14 protein-coding genes are annotated in these 16,824 nt (G+C 76.7%); 10 read left to right on the top strand and 4 right to left on the bottom strand.

Annotated features, from left to right (window positions below; translation table 11 throughout):
- Nucleotides 1-12: 12 nt before the first annotated feature.
- Nucleotides 13-1,614: a serine/threonine-protein kinase gene (locus ACLQ2V_RS00480; RefSeq protein ID WP_425716333.1), complete on the bottom strand. Its 1,602-nt coding sequence runs from the start codon at nt 1,612-1,614 to the stop codon at nt 13-15.
- Between the two features lie 151 nt (nt 1,615-1,765).
- On the opposite strand from ACLQ2V_RS00480, the gene ACLQ2V_RS00475 reads away from it, so the two are divergent.
- The 6 genes from ACLQ2V_RS00475 (at nt 1,766) to ACLQ2V_RS00450 (ending at nt 9,332) form a co-directional block, all read left to right on the top strand.
- Nucleotides 1,766-2,599: a patatin-like phospholipase family protein gene (locus tag ACLQ2V_RS00475; RefSeq protein WP_425716332.1), complete on the top strand. Its 834-nt coding sequence runs from the start codon at nt 1,766-1,768 to the stop codon at nt 2,597-2,599.
- Between the two features lie 4 nt (nt 2,600-2,603).
- Nucleotides 2,604-3,626: a 1-acyl-sn-glycerol-3-phosphate acyltransferase gene (locus ACLQ2V_RS00470; RefSeq protein ID WP_425716331.1), complete on the top strand. Its 1,023-nt coding sequence runs from the start codon at nt 2,604-2,606 to the stop codon at nt 3,624-3,626.
- 9 nt (nt 3,627-3,635) lie between these two features.
- The gene (gene cutA / locus ACLQ2V_RS00465) at nt 3,636-3,956 is read left to right on the top strand and encodes a divalent-cation tolerance protein CutA (protein ID WP_425716330.1); all 321 of its coding nucleotides are present in this window, start codon (nt 3,636-3,638) and stop codon (nt 3,954-3,956) included.
- 47 nt (nt 3,957-4,003) lie between these two features.
- Entirely contained in the window at nt 4,004-7,756 is a 3,753-nt protein-coding gene (locus tag ACLQ2V_RS00460) for an SCO7613 C-terminal domain-containing membrane protein (protein WP_425716329.1), read from the top strand.
- A 140-nt stretch (nt 7,757-7,896) separates the two neighbouring features.
- A complete protein-coding gene (locus ACLQ2V_RS00455) occupies nt 7,897-8,190 on the top strand; it encodes a 4a-hydroxytetrahydrobiopterin dehydratase (protein WP_425716328.1) in 294 nt (97 codons plus the stop codon).
- Nucleotides 8,187-9,332 (top strand): FHA domain-containing protein, encoded by a 1,146-nt coding sequence (locus tag ACLQ2V_RS00450; RefSeq protein ID WP_425716327.1) that lies wholly within the window; start codon nt 8,187-8,189, stop codon nt 9,330-9,332. Before ACLQ2V_RS00455 ends, ACLQ2V_RS00450 begins: the two co-directional genes overlap by 4 nt.
- Nucleotides 9,333-9,405: 73 nt before the next feature.
- On the opposite strand, the gene rocD is transcribed toward ACLQ2V_RS00450, so the two are convergent.
- On the bottom strand, nt 9,406-10,623 hold the full coding sequence (gene rocD / locus ACLQ2V_RS00445; RefSeq protein ID WP_425716326.1) for an ornithine--oxo-acid transaminase: 1,218 nt from the start codon (nt 10,621-10,623) through the stop codon (nt 9,406-9,408).
- Nucleotides 10,624-10,937: 314 nt separating this feature from the next.
- Nucleotides 10,938-11,846, bottom strand: a complete 909-nt coding sequence (locus tag ACLQ2V_RS00440; RefSeq protein WP_425716325.1) for a thrombospondin — start codon at nt 11,844-11,846, stop codon at nt 10,938-10,940.
- Nucleotides 11,847-12,095: 249 nt separating this feature from the next.
- Here ACLQ2V_RS00440 and ACLQ2V_RS00435 point away from each other — a divergent pair, with 249 nt between their 5' ends.
- Nucleotides 12,096-13,004 carry an alpha/beta fold hydrolase gene (locus tag ACLQ2V_RS00435; protein WP_425716324.1) on the top strand — a complete coding sequence of 303 codons (909 nt, stop codon included), beginning with the start codon at nt 12,096-12,098 and terminating at the stop codon, nt 13,002-13,004.
- A 101-nt stretch (nt 13,005-13,105) separates the two neighbouring features.
- Nucleotides 13,106-13,948 (top strand): Fpg/Nei family DNA glycosylase, encoded by an 843-nt coding sequence (locus tag ACLQ2V_RS00430; protein ID WP_425716323.1) that lies wholly within the window; start codon nt 13,106-13,108, stop codon nt 13,946-13,948.
- Between the two features lie 139 nt (nt 13,949-14,087).
- Here ACLQ2V_RS00430 and ACLQ2V_RS00425 read toward each other — a convergent pair whose 3' ends face one another.
- Nucleotides 14,088-14,966: an aminoglycoside phosphotransferase family protein gene (locus ACLQ2V_RS00425; RefSeq protein WP_425716322.1), complete on the bottom strand. Its 879-nt coding sequence runs from the start codon at nt 14,964-14,966 to the stop codon at nt 14,088-14,090.
- A gap of 124 nt (nt 14,967-15,090) precedes the next feature.
- Between ACLQ2V_RS00425 and ACLQ2V_RS00420 the strand changes: the two genes are divergently transcribed.
- Together ACLQ2V_RS00420 and pfkB are read left to right on the top strand one after the other, a co-directional pair.
- A complete protein-coding gene (locus tag ACLQ2V_RS00420; RefSeq protein ID WP_425716321.1) occupies nt 15,091-15,852 on the top strand; it encodes a DeoR/GlpR family DNA-binding transcription regulator in 762 nt (253 codons plus the stop codon).
- Between the two features lie 14 nt (nt 15,853-15,866).
- Nucleotides 15,867-16,820, top strand: a complete 954-nt coding sequence (gene pfkB, locus ACLQ2V_RS00415; RefSeq protein ID WP_425716320.1) for a 1-phosphofructokinase — start codon at nt 15,867-15,869, stop codon at nt 16,818-16,820.
- Nucleotides 16,821-16,824 lie beyond the last annotated feature (4 nt).

The raw sequence follows: 16,824 nt of genomic DNA, 5'->3' as shown, positions 1-16,824 counted from the left end.
CGGGCTCGGTGCTCAGACCTGAGCCGCGCCGAGCTGCTGGAACGCCGTGTCGAGCTGGCGGGCGTACGCCGTGGTGATGCTCCCCTCGCGCTGCCGCTCGGCGACCTTGACCCGGGCCTGCTGCGCGGCCACCGCCCGGGCGCCCCGGCCGCTGGCGGCGGTGGCATGACCGAGCAGGTTGCGCAGGTCGGTGCCGACGTCGGTGCGGATCCCGCCGTCGGCGACGCCCGTGTCGATGAGCCGGCCGATCCGGTTGGCCGCCTCGGTCAGGCTGCTGCCCGCCGGGGTCGGCGGCGTGGTCGTCGCCACCGCCGACGGGGTGGGCCGACCACCGCCGGAGGGGCGGGCCGTGGCGGTGCCCGGCCCGCTCGACGACTGCGCCCCGGCCGGGGTGGACGGCCCCGCCGGCGCGGCGTCCGTCCGGGGCGGCGCGGCGTCCGTCCGCGCCGGGGCGGCGGGCGTCGGCGCGGCCCGGGGCGGCGGGGCCGCGTCCGGGATCAGCGCCGGCAGGAGCAGCGCCAGCCCGGCGACCACCACGACGCCCACGAGGACGACGCCCACCGCGACCAGTGGCAGCGACCGCCGGCCACCGCGCCCGCCCGGCCCGGTCGACAGGGCCGCCGCAGCGGGGACGTCGGGGGTCGCCCCCCCGCCCGGATAGTCCCGCCCGCCCGGCACCGTGGTTCCGTGCGACGGGAACGGCGGCGGGTGCTGCGGCGGGGCGACGAGTGACGGCAGGGTCATGGTCGGGGCGAGCATGGTGGCGGCCTGCGGATCGGCCGGCAGGAGCTGGTCGCGCAGCACCAGGGCCACCTGGTGCGCGGTCGGCCGGTCCCGCGGCTCGCGGGACAGGCAGCGCAGGCAGGTGCGGGCCACCTCGGGCGGCAGCCCCGGCACCTCCAGCGGCGGCGGGGCCTCGCCCCCGGCCAGCGCCACACCGAGTTGCTCCCAGGTGTCGGCCGGGAAGGGCACCCGGCCGGTCAACGTCTCGTACAGCAGCACCCCGAGCGAGTAGATGTCCGTGGCGGGCTGCGTCGGCGCCCCGTCCAGCCGCTCCGGGGCGACGTACGCGGGCGTGCCGAAGGTGCCGCCGTCCTCGTCCTCGTCCGGGGCACCGACGTGGGTGGCGATGCCGAAGTCGAGCACCTTGGCCCCGACCGGCGTCATCATCACGTTGGCCGGGGTGATGTCCCGGTGCACGATGCCGAGCCGGTGCGCAGCCGCCAGCGCCTCCGCCACCTGGGCGCCGATCTCCACCGCCTCCGGCCAGGGCAGCGGCCCCTCGGTCAGCCGGTACTCCAACTCCTCGCCGGTGAGCAGCTCCATCACCACGAACGAGGTGATCGAGCCGTCCGGGGCGAGCGTCTCGCCGTAGTCGTGCACCGAGGTCACGTGCGGGTGGACGAGCTGCGCGGCGGAGCGGGCCTCCTCGCGCACCATGCCCCGGAACCGGGCGTCCGCCGCCAGCGACGGCGCCAGCACCTTGAGCGCGATGGTCCGGTCCAGCACCTCGTCGCGGGCACGCCAGATGACCGACATGCCACCGGCGCCGATCTGGTCGATGAGCCGGTATCTGCGGGCCAGCAGTGTGCCGGGGTGCAGCGTTGCCTTCACGGGTCGCACCTGTCTGGACGTCGGGGCGGTATCAGGTTGCGCGAATGTGTCCGGCGTGTCAACGGTCATCCGGCCCGACCGGGCCGCTCCCGCTGCGGCGGGCGGTCGGGCGGGCCCGCCCGACGGGACCGCCCGTGCCAGGATGAACGGCATGGTGGGCGGTCCGGTGGCGTTCGTGCTCGGCGGTGGGGGAGTCCTCGGCGCGGTCGAGGTGGGCATGCTGCGTGCCCTGTTCCGCGCCGACATCCGGCCCGACCTGGTGCTGGGCACGTCGATCGGCGCGGTCAACGGCGCCCTGGTGGCGGCCGACCCGACCGAGGCGGTCACCGACCGGCTGGTCCGGCTCTGGGCCTCGCCCGAGGCCAGCGAGGTGTACGGCGACTCGATGGCCCGCCAGCTGCGCCGCTTCGCCGCCCGTACCCACCTGCACTCGCCCCGGCCGCTGCGCCGGCTGCTGGAGGCGGAGCTGGGGGCGGCGACCACCTTCGCCGACCTGCGGGTGCCGTTCCGGTGCTGCGCGGCGAACATCGAACGGGCCGCCGAGCACTGGTTCGTCGGCGGGCCGCTGGTGCCGGCCGTGCTCGCCTCCGCCTCCGTGCCGGGGCTGCTCCCACCGACCGAACTGGACGGACAGCACTACATCGACGGCGGGATCGTCAACTCCATCCCGATCGGCGAGGCGGTCGCGGCCGGGGCGCGGCGGATCTTCGTCCTCCAGGTGGGGCGCATCGAACGGGAGCTGACCCCGCCGCGCCGGCCGTGGGAGGTGGCCCAGGTGGCGTTCGAGATCGCCCGCCGGCACCGGTTCGCCCGGGAGATGGCGGCGCTGCCCGAGGGCGTGGAGGTGCACGTGCTGCCCACCGGCGGGCTGGAGCCGCGCGACGACAGCCCGTGGGCGTACCGGGACATGGCGGCGGTGGGACGACGGATCAGCCGCGCCTACACCGCGTCGCGCCGCTACCTGGCGACCAACCTGGAGAACTGAACTGATGCCGCTGCCCCCTCGGTGGCTGCGCCGGTTGCTGCTGGCCCCCGGCGTGGTGCTGCTCGCGATCCTGGTGGTGACCACCCTGCCGGTCTGGGCGTTCGCCGCGCTGGCGTTGTCCCCCCTGGTGCCGGGGCGGCTACGACCGCTGCGCCTGCTCTGGATCGGCTGCCTCTACCTGGTCTGGGACGCCGCCGCGCTGCTCGCCCTCTTCGGCCTCTGGCTGGCCTCGGGCTTCGGGGCGTGGAAGCGGACGCCGACCTTCCAGCGGGCGCACTACGTGCTGGCCGGCCACTTCCTGCGGGTCTTCTTCTGGCAGGCCCGGTGGACGCTGCGGCTGAGCATCGACGTGGTCGGCACCGACCCGGACACCGCCCTGCCCGGCCGGCCGGAGCTGGTGCTCTGCCGGCACGCCGGCCCCGGCGACTCGTTCATCCTGATCCACGCGCTGGTCAACTGGTTCCACCGGGAGCCCCGCATCGTGCTCAAGGACAGCCTGCAGTGGGACCCGGCGATCGACGTGCTGCTCAACCGGCTGCCGAGCCGCTTCATCGCGCCCCGCTCGGACCGGCAGGAGTCGGTGACCGCCCAGATCCGGCACCTTGCCACCGGCCTGGACGACAACGACGCGTTCGTGATCTTCCCGGAGGGCGGCAACTTCACCCCGCGCCGCCGGGTGCGGGCCATCGCCCGGCTCCGCTCGCTCGGCCTGGAACGGATGGCGCTGCGGGCGGAACGGATGCAGCATGTGCTCGCCCCGCAGCCCGGCGGGCTGCTGGCCGCCCTGGACGCCGCCCCGGACGCCGGGGTGATCTTCGTGGCGCACACCGGGCTGGACCGGATGCTCACCGTCGCCGACATCTGGCGGGAGCTGCCGATGGACAAGCGGATCGTGATGCGGTTCTGGTCCGTGCCGCCCGAGGACGTCCCCACCGGCAAGCAGGAGCGCATCGACTGGCTCTTCGACTGGTGGGCCCGGATCGACGAGTGGATCGCGGCCCACCGCGACGGTGCAGGCGCCGCGTAGGGTGCGCTCGTGGAACAGATCAGCGTGGTGACGACCGTGGTGGACAGCCGCGCGGTGGCGGACGTGTTGGCGGCGGCCGCGGTCGCCGGCCGGCTCGCCGCCTGCGCCCAGGTGGGCGGGCAGGTGGACAGCACCTACTGGTGGCGGTCGGCGGTGGAGACGAGCTCCGAGTGGTCGGTGCTGTTCAAGACCGCACCCGACCGGGTCACGGCCCTGGTCGACCAGATCCGCGCCCACCACCCGTACGAGGTGCCGGAGATCCTGGTCAGCCGGGTGGAGAGCGGCAACCCGGACTACTCGACGTGGGTGCACGAGCAGACCCGTCCCTGAGTACGCGCACTCTGGGCTCAGTTGATCACGGTCGGCATGATGGCCGGGTGGAGACGAACGGCTACCCCTGCCCGGGGTGTGGCGGGCCGGCCGACCTGAGCGTCGGCTGCCGCCGCTGCGGGCGGGCACCCGATCCGGCTGCGGCCGAGGTGATCCGGCTCGACCGGGAGATCGTCGCGCTCACCGGGCGGACGGATCAGGCCCGCCGGGCGTACCTCGAACTGGCCGCTGCGGTGCGCGTGGCGCAGGACCGTCGCGCGGAGCTGGCGGCACGGGTGCGGGCGGTAGTTCCCGCCCCCGCCCGGTCGGCCGCCCCCGCCCGGCCTGCCGCTGCCGCCCCCGCCCAGCCGGGTGCCCCGGCGGGGGTGGCCGCCGCGACGAGCGGTCCGATCCGGCCGATGCCGGCGGTGCGGCCGGCCGGGCCGGCGTCGCCTTCGTACGCCCCGGCGTCGCCGTCGTACGCCCCGGTGGGTGGCGCGGAGACCTCCACCCGGACGGTGCAGGGCCTGCTCTTCGTCCTCGGTGGGCTGCTGCTCGGCACCGCCGCCGTGGTCTTCACCGCGGTCGCCTGGGCGTCGGTGGGGATCGTCGGCCGGGCGCTGATCCTCTGCGCGTTCACCGCGCTCGCCCTGGCCGCGCCGCCGGTGCTGGCCCGGCGGGCGCTGCGCGGCACCGCCGAGACGTTCGCCGCGGTGGGGCTGCTGCTGGTGCTGCTCGACGGGTACGCCGCCTGGTCGGTGGACCTGTTCGGGGTGACCGGCTGGTCGGGGGCCCGCTACGCCGCGCTGGTCGGGGTGGCCGGCGCGGCGGTGGCGGCCGGCTACGGCCGGCTGACCCGGCTGACCGTGCCGTGGTTCGCGGCGCTGCTCACCGTGCAGCCGGTGCTGCCCCTGCTGGTCGGGCCGGCCCACCCGTCGCCGGCCGGCTGGACGCTGGTCGGCGTCGGCGTGGCGGCGCTGAACCTGGCCGTGGTCGCCGTCCTGCGCCGTGGCCCGGCTGCGGCGCGGTCGCGGCCTGCGGCGCGCGGCCCGCTCCCGGCGGGAGCCTCGGCGCCGGCGGGCGGCCCGTCGCCGGCGGGGACGCCGGCTGCGGCGGGTGGTCCCGTGTCGGGTCCGGTGGGGGCGCCGGGCCCGGTGGGGCCACCTGCTCCCGCGACGACGGCCGCCGGGGGGTCGGCCGTCGTCGCGGGGCGGGTGCTCGCCTGGCTGGGCTACGGCGTCGCGCTGGCCGAGGCGGCGGGTTGCGCGCTGGTGCCGCTGGCCCAGGGGCGGGCCGCCGGCTCGCCGCTGCTGGCCGGGGCGCCGCTGCTGCTGGTGTCCCTGACGCTGCTCGGCGCGGCCCTGGTCGCCCGCGACCGGCTGTTCCGGGCGGTCGCGGCCGGGCTGGTCGTCCCGGTGCTCGGGCTGGCGCTGCTGCGGCCGGTGGCGGAGTCGCGCGCGGGACTGCTGACGGTGGCGACGGCGCTGATCGCCCTCGCGCTGGCCGGCGCGGTCCGGCTGCTGCCCCGCCGGGTCGGGCCCGGCCCGCGCGCGGGCGCGCTGGCGGTGGCCGCCGGGTTCGGCGGCCTCGCCGCGCTGCTGGCCGTCGTGGTCGGCGGGATGGTGGCGGGCCGGGCGCTGCCGCCGTGGCAGGGCGTCGAGGCCGGGCCGGACCTGCCCTGGGGGTGGCAGGTCCCGGTCGCGGTGGCGCTGTCGGCGGTGGCGCTGGGGGCGCTGCTGCCCCGGGCGCTGTGGCCGGTCACCGGGGCCGTCGCGGTCGGGCTGGGCACGCTCGCGCTCGGCGGCGTGGGGGCGGTGCCGTGGCCGGCGGTGCCCGCCGCCGACCTGGCCGTCGGGACGGCGCTGCTGCTGGCCGCCGTCGTCCGGGCCCGGCGCTGGTGGGAGGCCCCGGCGGCGGTGGCCGCCGGGGCGGCGCTGGTCGGGCACGCGCTGCTGACCGGCCTGGCCACCCCGGCGGGGGAGGCGGTCCTGCTCGGCGCGGTCGCGCTGCTCGGTGCGGCGGTCGCGGGGTGGGGCCGGCGGGCCGGCGGCGTCGGCCGGGGGGTCGCCGGCACGGCCCTGGCCGTGGCGCTGCTGGCCGCCCCCGCCGCCGTGACCGTGGCGGCCTTCGCGGCCGGGGCACCGCCCTGGTGGCAGGCCCGGGTCGCCCTGGCCGCCGTCGTACTGCCGCTGGTCGCCCTGCTCGCGGTCCGCCGCCGGTGGCCGGAGCTGACCGGGTACGCCTCGGTCGCCTTCGCCGCCGTGACGGTGCTGGCCGGGCTCGCACCGCTGGTCGTACGGGCCGACGAACCGGTGACGCTCTACGCCGCGCTGGCGGTGCTGCTGACGGTGCTCGGCGGGCCGGGCACCCGCCCGGCGGGCGCCACCGAGGCGACCGGCATCGGGCTGCTCGTCGTCGCGCTGCTGGCCTGCGCCCCGGCGGTGGCGGTGGCGCTGGTCGCCCCGCACGGTGGGCCCGCCCTGCCCTGGTCGGGTGCGCCGAGCGGCACGCCGCCGCCCGCCGCCACCGTGACCGGGGTGGCCCTGCTCGTGCTCGCGCTGGCCGCCGCGCTGGTCGGTCGGACGTCCGGCCGCCGGGCACCGGAACCGACCGGCCCGTACCCGGGCGGGGAGCACCCGCTGCCGGCGGGCGGGCCGCCGCTCGGGCTGCGGCGGCCCCGGACGGTCCTGGGTGGCATGTCGCTGGCGGCGCTGCCCTTCGTCGCGGCGGCGCTGCCGGTGCTGCTGGTCGCGGCGGGCACGCCGTGGCCGGTGGTGCCGACGGTCCTCCTGCTCGGCGGGCTGGCCGCGCTGCTGGTGGCCGCCCTGGCCACGCCCGCGTCGCGGCTGGTCGCGGTCACCGCGCCGGTGGGTGTGGTGACCGCCGCGTGCGGCCTGACCGGGCTGCTGGCCACCCGCGCCGGCACCCTGTTCGGCCTCGGTGCGGTGCTGGTGGTCGCCTCGGCGGTCACCGTCGCCGGCCGGGTCGGCCCGGTCCGGCTGGGCGGCGCGCTGGTGGCGGTCGGCGCGGCGACCGGGTTCGCCCTGACCGCCGCCCAGGCGGCGGAGCTGCCGCTGCGGTCGACCTCGTTCGCCGTGCTGGCCGTGGCGGTGCTGACGCTGGCCGCTGCCGCCGCCCTGCCGGCCGGGCGGGACCCGGCTCGAGGGCTGGCGCTGGACGTCGCCGCCCAGGCCGTCGCCCTGCTGGCGGTGCTGCTGGCCGCCGGGTCCCCCCGGCACGCCGCCGCGGGGTGCGTGCTCTGGGGGGCCGCCGTGGGGCTGCGGCTGCTGCGCCGGGGCGAGTCGATTGGGCGCCGGTGGGCGTTCGCGGGCGTCGCCGGGGGCAGCGAACTCCTCGGCACCTGGCTGCTGCTGGCCGCCGGCGGGGTGGTGCTGCTGGAGGCGTACACCCTGCCGGCGGCGGGGCTCGCCCTGGCCGCCGGTGCGGTGGCGCTGCGTACCCGGCCGGGTTTGAACAGCTGGCTGGCGCTCGGGCCGGGGCTGGCCGCCGGGCTGCTGCCCGGCCTGGCGTCGGTGCTCTTCGCGCCGGAGCCGCAGCCCTGGCGGCGGCTGCTGCTCGGGGTCGGCGCGCTGGCCGTGGTGCTGGCCGGGGCGGCCCGCCGCTGGCAGGCGCCGGTGCTGCTCGGCGGGGGTGCGCTGATCCTCCTCGCGCTGCACGAGCTGGCCCGCAGCTGGGACCTGCTGCCCCGGTGGATCTTCCTGGCCGCCGGCGGCCTGGCCCTGATCGGCCTGGCCGCCACCTACGAGCGGCGGCGACGGGACCTGGGCCGGCTGCGCGCGGCGGTCGGCCGGATGGGATGAGCGGCGGTCGGCCGGACGGGGGGGAGCGCCGGTCGGTCGGTGGGGGGGGGAGCGGGGCGGGCGGGCCGGGGTGGGGGATGCCCCTCACCCCCGAAACGGGGGCCGCCCGCCCTGCTCACCGTTGGCGGTAGGGTCTGGCCATGGCAGACGTGCTCACCGCCGACGCGGTGCGAGACGGGCTGGGCGAGCTGGCGGGCTGGACCGGGGACCCGACCGGGATCAGCCGCACCGCCGAGCTGAGCAGCTTTCCGGCGGCCGTCGCGGTGGTCGACCGGGTCGCCGAGGTGGCCGAGCAACTCGACCACCACCCCGACATCGACATCCGGTGGCGGACCCTCACCTTCCGCTGCGTCACCCACTCGGCCGGCGGGGTCACCCACCGCGACCTGGAGCTGGCGCGGCGGATCGACGACATCGTCCGGAGTGCCCGATGAGATTCGAGATCAGCAAGGTGCTCGACGCCATCGAGGGGCGGGTCTGCACCGACCCTTCGCTGGCCCGGGCCGTCCTCGACCTGGCCGAGGTGATTCGTTTCCAGGATCTCGACGGCGGCCGGCCGGCGAATCTGCTGCGGCTCGGCATGGTGATCGACGCGCTCGCCCGCGAGTTGGAGGAGGACAGCGTCCCGGTCTACGCGATCGTGCCCCGGGCGCTGCTCTCCGACGCCGACCTGACGTCCAACGAGCGGATGGTGGTCCGCCGCTGGGCCGACGACGGCCTGGTGGAGGTGCTGGACCAACCGGGCGACCGGATGCTGGAACTGGCCGACCTGCTGGGGCTGCCGGTGCTCACCCGGGCCCGGCTGGACGGCCTGCGCGGCCGGTTCCCGTGGGTGGCCGAGCAGCCCGGTCGGGTGCTGGCCCCGGTCCCCGGCGCGGGCGGGCCGGTCTTCATCGCCCACGTCGGCGGCGGCAACGTGCCGGTGGCCGGCACCCGCTCGGCGACCGGCGCGAAGCTGCTCGCCCGGCAGTGGCGCTGCCCCGAGCCGGGCTGCGCCCTCTTCGGTGCGGCGGGCGGCGGCGCGTTCGCCGACCTGCGGGCGGAGCGGGCCCCGGCCGGGCAGCCGCCGCCCACCCTGCGCAACGGCGTGCCCACCTGCCCCCGGCACGGCGCGCGGCTCGGTGACGCCGGGCCACGGCCGCGTACGGAGGTGCTGGCCGTGCGGGTCGGCGGGCTGATCCGCCGCCGCTTCGTGCTCACCGAGGGGCAGGCGGTGCTGGTCGGGCGGGCACCGGAGCAGCAGGGCGGGATCGTGCTCGGCCAGTGGCTCAACGACGAGGCGCGGCGCTGGATCAGCCGCAACCACGTCCGGTTCGAGCTGCGGGTCGGCGAGGTGATCGCCACCGACGTCAGCACCAACGGGTCGGGCATCCGGCCCTCGGGGTCGCTGGCCGAGCAGGACCGGATCCCGCTGAAGCCGCAGCAGTCCCGGGTGCTCTCCGCCAACGACATGGTCGAGCTCTATCCGGGGGTGCAGATCGGCCGCGCCGACGAGCTGCCGTCGGGCGCCCCGTTCACCCCCACCTCGGTGATGGCCGAGGCCCCCACCATGGCGATGCGCCTGCCCCACGCCTAGCGCCGGGCGGCGCGGACGACGGCGGGCGGCGCGGAGCATCGGCCCGCGCCGCCCACCCGGTCGTACGCCGGGATCAGCCGGCCACCACGGCGGTGAGCTGGGCCACCACCTGGTCGATCTCCTCGGCGGTGATGACCAGCGGCGGAGCCAGCCGGATCGTCGAGCCGTGGGTGTCCTTGGCCAGGATGCCCCGCCCCATCAGCCGCTCGCAGGCCTCCCGGCCGGTCATCAGCGCCGGGTCGATGTCCACGCCCACCCAGAGCCCCCGCCCCCGGACGGCGACCAGGCCCTCGCCGATCAGCCCCCGCAGGCCGGCGTGCAGCCGCTCGCCCAGCTCCGCCGAGCGGCGCTGGAACTCGCCGGTGGCCAGCAGCCGGACCACCTCGGTGCCGACCGCGCAGGCCAGCGGGTTGCCGCCGAAGGTCGACCCGTGCTGGCCGGGCCGCAGCACCCCGAGCACGTCGGCGTTCGCGGCGACCGCCGAGACCGGCACGATCCCGCCCCCGAGGGCCTTGCCCAGCAGGTACATGTCCGGCTCCACGCCCTCCTGGGAGCAGGCGAAGGTGGCCCCGGTGCGGCCCAGACCGGACTGGATCTCGTCGGCGACGAAGAGCACGTTGCGTTCGGTGCAGACCCGGCGCACCCCCGGCAGGTAGCCCTCCGGCGGCACCACGACGCCCTGCTCGCCCTGGATCGGCTCGAGCAGCACCGCGACGGTGTTCTCGTCGATGGCGGCGGTCAGCGCGGCCAGGTCGCCGTAGGGCACGACCGTGAACCCCGGGGTGTACGGCCCGAAGTCCGCGCGGGCGTCCTCGTCGGTGGAGAAGCTGACGATGGTGGTGGTCCGGCCGTGGAAGTTGCCCTCGGCCACCACGATGTTCGCCTGCCCGGCCGGCACGCCCTTGACCTGGTAACCCCACTTGCGGGCGACCTTGATGCCGGTCTCCACCGCCTCGGCGCCGGTGTTCATCGGCAGGACCAGGTCCTTGCCGCACAACTGCGCCAGCTCCCGGCAGAAGTCGGCGAACTGGTCGTGGACGAACGCCCGGCTGGTGAGGGTCAGCCGGTCGAGCTGCGCGTGCGCGGCGGCGATCAGCGCCGGGTGCCGGTGGCCGAAGTTGAGCGCCGAGTAGCCGGCGAGACAGTCCAGGTAGCGCCGGCCGTCCACGTCGGTGACCCAGGCGCCCTCGGCGGAGCTGATCACCACCGGCAGCGGGTGGTAGTTCTGCGCCGTGTGGCGCTCGGCGTCCCGGACCGCGCCCGGCGTCCGCAGCATGTCGTCCACGATCATCTGTCCCGCTTCCCGAGTGGTCGGGCGGGCCCCGGCCGTCCTCGTCACGGGGCTGACGCCGTCGCCCAACCGTATGCGCCGGCATGGACGAGATCCACCGGTGGAAGTTGCGTCGATCGGCTGATCGTTGCGTAGAGCGGGCGCGGCTCGGTGATTCGTTGCGTACCGGCGGGGCCCTGCTGGGCGGCGGAGCCCGGACGTGCTTCGGGGGGCGGCGAACCGCCGCCCCCCGAAAAAGAGGAGGTGCCCGGCTGGTGAACCACCAGAGTGATCGGGCTGGGCCGGCGAACCGCCGGCGAGGAGCAAGGTGCCCGTCAGAAGCGGTCCACAAACTGTGAGTCGAGCCACTCACGGAACCGCTGCGTCCAGTCGCCGTCCGTGGTGGGCCAGTCGAACTGACCGGTCATCGCCAGCACGCCCAGCACCACGGCCGCGACGCCGAAGGCCATGCCGAGCAGGGCGTCGGTCTTGCCGGCGATGTGCCGGCGACGGGTCGCCAGCAGGCCGAAGACCGACAGCACCGCGCCGAGCGCGCCGACCGCGATGCCGTACCCGGCGAGGGTGCCGGTCAGCACCGCGAGCGCCCCGGCGACGGCGACGATCAGGCCCAGGGTGGCGATCAGGCTGGCCCGGGGCTTCGGCCCACGGACCGCCGGCTCCGGCTCCGGCCGGGTCTCGCCGTCGGCGTCCGTGCGGTCGGCCGGCCCCGGCCGGGCCCCGGTGCCGTCCCGGTCGGCGCGCTGGTCGGCGGCCGCCACGGCGCCGGGATCACCGGCGCGTCCGCCGGCCGGGTCCGTGCCGATCGGGGCCGGGTCCGTGCGGATCTGGGCCGGGCCGGTGGCGACCGGGCCGGTGCCGGCGGCGCTCCCGCCGGTGGCGGCGGTGCTCCCGCCGGTGGCGACCGGGGCCGGGCCGGCGGGCGCGGGGTCGGCCGGGCGGTGGCTCTCGCCGGTGAGTGGCCGGGCGGTCGCGGCGCGGGCCACCGCCGCCCGCTCCGCGGCCCGGCGCTCGGCGTCGGCGCTGCGCTCGTCGTCGGTGGCGGTCGCGCCGCTGCGGTACGTCGTCTGCTCGGCACCGCGATCGGTGACCACCGGCGGCGCGTCGCGCCGGCCGTCGGTCTCCGTGGTGGCGGCGGCGTCGCGCCCGTCGACCCGGCCGTCGCCGTTGCTGTCGTCCGTCGTCGCCGGCTCGCTCCGGCGCGACAGCAGCGAAGGAATCTTCACCTCGTCACCTCCTGATGGATGCGTGGAGGCTCGGGAAGTCGGCAGCCACGCGGTACGCCCGGGAGATACCCCAATGCCCGTTCCGCGACACCCGGATCACCCGATCGAGCGACGCATGCCACTGGAGGAGGTGCGAGGAAAACCGACGGATCCATCCGTCGGCGTCTTCTCCATTATCCCATGGCCGTCGCTTTTCCCGGCAATGGGGAGCGGCTTCGGGCGGCCCCGGCGACCCTTACGGTGCCCGGTATGTGGACGGTTGAAGAGAAGTTTGTGCGCTCGGGGGAACTGCGACTGTGGACGGAGCGGTGCGGCGATCCCGGCGCGCCCACCGTGTTCCTGGTCATGGGAACGGCGACGCAGGGCATCGGCTGGCCCGACGAATTCGTCGAGGCACTCGTCGACGCCGGTCGGCAGGTCATCCGATACGACCACCGCGACACCGGCCGATCCGACTGCGTCGACTTCGCCGCCAACCCGTACGCCCTCGGCGATTTGGCGGCCGACGCCGTCGCGGTCCTCGACGGCCACGGCGTCCCGACCGCGCACGTGGTGGGCACGTCGCTGGGCGGGGCGATCGGCCAGTGGCTCGCCGTGCACCGACCGGCCCGGGTGCGGACGCTGACGGCGCTGGCGTCCTCGCCGATGGGGAACGACCCGGGCCCGGCGTGGGCGCGGGCGTTCGCGGGACAGCCCCCAGTGGCCGGCGAGCTTCCCCCGCCGACGGCCCGCTTCCTGGCGCACGTGCTGGCCTCGGCGGCGGCGCCACGGGAGACGTACGCGGAGCGGGTCGACGCCGACGTGCGGACCTGGCGGGTGCTCAACGGCGACGTGCTGCCCTTCGACGAGGACGCCGCCCGGCGGTTCGTCGAGCGGTGCCACGCGCGGGCCCGCGACTACGCCGCCGCGCTGCAGCACGACCTCGCCGGTCGGCGGTTCGCCGACGACCGGCGGGCGGCGCTCTCCGCCGTCACCGCCCCCACCCTGGTGCTGCACGGCGAGCAGGACCCGCTCTTCCCGCCCGCGCACGGCGCGGCACTGGCGGCGCAGATCCCGGGCGCGCGGCTGGCGGTGGTGCCGGGCATGGGGCACCACCCGTTCTTCGCGCCCGGCCTGACCGGCCGGATCGCCGAGCTGGTCGTCGAGCACACCCGCTGATCCCGGTGGGCGGCGCGGCGGTGGCCGGGAGCGGCCGGTCGGAAGCGGCTGGTCCGGAGCGGCCGGTCGGCGTGCGACGGCCGCTGACTACGCTTGGACCCGTGCCAGAGGGACACACCATCCACCGCCTCGCCGCCCGGCACGCCGAGCTCTTGGTCGGCGAGAAGGTGCAGGCCGTCAGCCCGCAGGGGCGCTTCGCCGAGGGGGCGGCCCGGCTCAACGGCACCGTGCTGGACGACACCGAGGCGTACGGCAAGCACCTGCTGCACCACTACGCGCACGAGCTGACCCTGCACGTGCACCTCGGGCTCTACGGCAGGTTCACCGACGGGCCGGGCGAGCCGCCCCCGCCCGTGGGCCAGGTGCGGCTGCGCCTGGTCAGCGACGGCGCCGGGTCGCGGGGCGCCGAGCCGTCGTACGTCGGGCACTGGCTGGACCTGCGCGGCCCCGCCGCCTGCGAGCTGCTCACCCCGCCCGAGGTGGCGGCGCTGCGCGACCGGCTCGGCCCCGACCCGCTGCGCGGCGACGCCGACCCGGCCCGCGCGTACGCCCGGATCTCCCGCAGCCCGACTCCGCTCGCGGCGCTGCTGCTCGACCAGTCCGTGGTGGCCGGCACGGGGTTGATCTTCGTGACGGAGGCGCTGTTCCGGGCCGGGCTGCCGCCGCTGCTGCCCGGCCGGGAGCTGACCCCGGCACGGTGGCGCGAGCTCTGGGCGGACCTGGTGGAGCTGATGACCCGGGCCGTCGCGGTCGGCCGCATCGACACCGTCCGGGACGCCCACCTGCCGGAGGTGACCGGTCGCCCGCCCCGCGTCGACCGGCACGGCGGCGAGGTGTACGTCTACCGCCGCCCCGGCCAGCCCTGCCACGTCTGCGGCGACGAGGTCCGCCGGGGCGCGTTGACCGGCCGCAACCTCTACTGGTGCCCCACCTGCCAGCGGTAGGCGCCCCACCCGCCAGCGGTGGCCGTGCCGCCTGGTCGGGTGCCCTCTCCTGCCCGAGCGCGAGGGTGGGACGGTCGTCCTGCTTGGCGGCGAGGTGGGGCGGTCGTCCGCCGTGCCCGTCCGCCGGCTGCCCTGCCGGCTAGGTCAGCCCCGTCAGCCAGCGGACCGTCTCGATCTGGTGGGGGAAGACCGTCTCCCCGGAGATGCTCCAGGCCAGCGTCTGCCCGATCGCCCAGCCCCGGACCCGCTCGGCGTCCAGGCCCAGCTCGGTGGTGAGCCGGTGCAGCCGGTGCCGGACCGCAGCGGGGGAGTGGCCCAGCTCCCGGCCCCGCACGATCGCCACCACGCCGAACTCGCGCTCGCCGACCAGCGGCTTGGGGTCGATCACCAGCCACGGCTCGCGGGTGGCCCGTAGCACGTTGCCGGCGTGCAGGTCCTGGTTGACCAGCACCTGCTCGCCCTGGGTGCCGACCAGCTCGGCGAGCCGGCCCAGCGCGTGGTCCAGCAGCCGCCGCTCGTACGGCCGGCCGGCCCGTTCCCAGGTGACCGGCAGCCGCTCCAGCCAGCCCGCTGCCTCGACGGCCAGCGGGGTGAACGGTGCGCCGGCCGGTCGCCAGAGCCGGGGCAGCAGCCCGACCAGCGCGTCCAGCGCCTCGTCGGCGGGGGCGGCGTGCAGCGGCGTACCCGGGTCGCAGCGCTCCACCAGCAGGGCCCGCCGGCCCGGGTCGTGGGCGAGCAGCCGGGCGGCGCCGTCGCCCGCCCAGTGTGCCAGCGCGGCGGCCTCGTGCTCGCTGTCGGCGTCCGGGTACTGGAGCTTGAGCACCGCGCGGGTGCCGTCGGGCAGCTGCGCCGGCAGCGCCAGCGACGCGTACGCCTGCGGGAACGGTGGGCCCGGCCGCAGCCCCCACTGCGCGACGCACTCCGCCAGCCGGTCGGGCAGCTCGGCCAGCCACCGCCGCCCGGCGGGCGCCTGCCGCACCCACGCCAGCCCGTTCGGTATCCGAATCGTCGTCCCCATCGGGGCATTCTGGCGCACCCGCTCGGGCCGACGGTGTGGGTTTCCCCAGGTCACCCCTTGACTTCCCACTCAACCGGGCGTAAACAAAACACAAGCAAAGATGAAACGGCGGTGAAACAACATCGTGTACGCCGAAGAGCGGCAACAGGAGATCCTCCGGATGGCCCGCAGCGCTGGCCGGGTCGAGGTGGCGGGCCTGGCCGAGGAGCTGAGCGTCACCCCGGAGACCATCCGGCGCGACCTCACGATCCTGGAGCGCGCCGGGGTGCTGCGCCGGGTCCACGGCGGCGCCATCCCGGTCGAGCGGATCGGCTTCGAGCCCGCCCTGGCCACCCGGGACGCCGTGCTCATCGAGGAGAAGGAGCGCATCGCCAAGCTCGCCCTGAGCGAGGTGCCCGAGGAGGGCGCGATCATCCTCGACGCCGGCACCACCACCGCCCGGCTGGCCCAACTCCTCCCGGTCGACCGGGAGCTGACCGTCGTGGTCAACTCGCCGGTCATCGCCACGACCCTCGGCACGTACCCGAACCTCAACGTCCTGCTGCTGGGCGGGCGGGTGCGCGGCAAGACCCTCGCCACCGTCGACGACTGGGCGCTGCGGCCCCTGGCCGACCTCTACGTCGACGTCGCGTTCGTCGGGACCAACGGCGTCTCGGTGGAGCGCGGCCTGACCACCCCGGACCCGGCGGAGGCGGCGGTGAAGCGCGCGATGGTCCGCGCCGCCCGCCGCACGGTCCTGCTGGCCGACCACACCAAGCTCGGCAACGACTACCTGGCCCGCTTCGCCGACCTGGCCGACCTCGACCTGCTCGTCACCGACAGCCGCGGGGACGCCGATCTGGTCGGCGAACTGGAGTCCGCGGGCGTCCGAGTGGTACGAGCATGAAAGCCGGAAACAGCATGATCGTCACTGTCACCCTGAATCCCAGCCTCGACCGGGCCGTCGAGGTCGACTCGCTCACCCGCGGCGAGGTCATCCGCGCCGCCGCGGCCCGCATCGACCCCGGCGGCAAGGGCGTCAACGTCTCCCGGGCACTGCTGGCCAACGGAGTACTCTCGGTAGCGGTGCTGCCTACGGGCGGCGACGAGGGCAGCCAGCTCACCCGCCTGCTCAAGGCGGAGGGGGTCGAGGTCCTCGCGGTGCCGATCTCCGGACGGACCCGCTCCAACATCACCCTGGCGGAGCCGGACGGCACGGTCACCAAGGTCAACGAGCCCGGTCCGGAGCTGTGCGGGGCCGATCTCGACGAGATCACCGCCCAGCTGCTCACCCGTGCCGGTGACGCCGACTGGGTGGTGCTCTGCGGCAGCGTCCCGCCGGGTCTGCCCGCCGACGCGTACGCCCAGCTCTGCCGGCGGCTGCGGGCGGCCGGCGTCCGGGTCGCCGTGGACACCAGCGGCCCCGCCCTGCGCGAGGCCGCCCTGGCCGGGGCGACCCTGCTCAAGCCCAACCGCGAGGAGCTGGCCGAGGTGGTCGGCGCCCCGCTGACGAGCCTCGGCGACGTGGTCGAGGCCGCCCAGCGCCTGCGGGCGTGGGGGGCCGGCGCGGTCGTGGCCAGCCTCGGTGCCGACGGGGCCGTCCTCGTCGACGCCGACGGGGTGGTCACCGGCAACTGCCCGGTGGCCCGCCCTCGCAGCACCGTGGGCGCCGGCGACGCCCTGCTCGCGGGCTTCCTCGCCGCGGGCGCGCGAGGTGCCCCCGCCCTCGCCGAGGGCCTGGCCTGGGGGGCCGCCGCGGTGAGCCTGCCCGGCAGCCGGATGCCCGGCCCGACCGATCTGTTCCGCCAGCACGTCACCATCCACCACCAACCGGACGAGCTTCTCCCCCTGTTGCCGTCCGGCCCTCTTTCCTGAAGGA

It is taken from the genome of Micromonospora sp. DT233 (genome assembly GCF_049841815.1).
GTDB lineage: Bacteria > Actinomycetota > Actinomycetes > Mycobacteriales > Micromonosporaceae > Micromonospora.
This window is presented reverse-complemented; position numbering and strand designations above follow the sequence as displayed.

Bases quoted from the DNA above. Each gene is read 5' to 3' on its own strand.
- pfkB (WP_425716320.1), top strand. From the start codon at position 15,867: ATGATCGTCACTGTCACCCTGAATCCCAGCCTCGACCGGGCCGTCGAG.
- ACLQ2V_RS00450 (WP_425716327.1), top strand. From the start codon at position 8,187: ATGAGATTCGAGATCAGCAAGGTGCTCGACGCCATCGAGGGGCGGGTC.
- rocD (WP_425716326.1), bottom strand. From the start codon at position 10,623: ATGATCGTGGACGACATGCTGCGGACGCCGGGCGCGGTCCGGGACGCC.
- ACLQ2V_RS00435 (WP_425716324.1), top strand. From the start codon at position 12,096: ATGTGGACGGTTGAAGAGAAGTTTGTGCGCTCGGGGGAACTGCGACTG.
- ACLQ2V_RS00475 (WP_425716332.1), top strand. From the start codon at position 1,766: ATGGTGGGCGGTCCGGTGGCGTTCGTGCTCGGCGGTGGGGGAGTCCTC.
- ACLQ2V_RS00425 (WP_425716322.1), bottom strand. From the start codon at position 14,966: ATGGGGACGACGATTCGGATACCGAACGGGCTGGCGTGGGTGCGGCAG.
- ACLQ2V_RS00455 (WP_425716328.1), top strand. From the start codon at position 7,897: ATGGCAGACGTGCTCACCGCCGACGCGGTGCGAGACGGGCTGGGCGAG.
- ACLQ2V_RS00470 (WP_425716331.1), top strand. From the start codon at position 2,604: ATGCCGCTGCCCCCTCGGTGGCTGCGCCGGTTGCTGCTGGCCCCCGGC.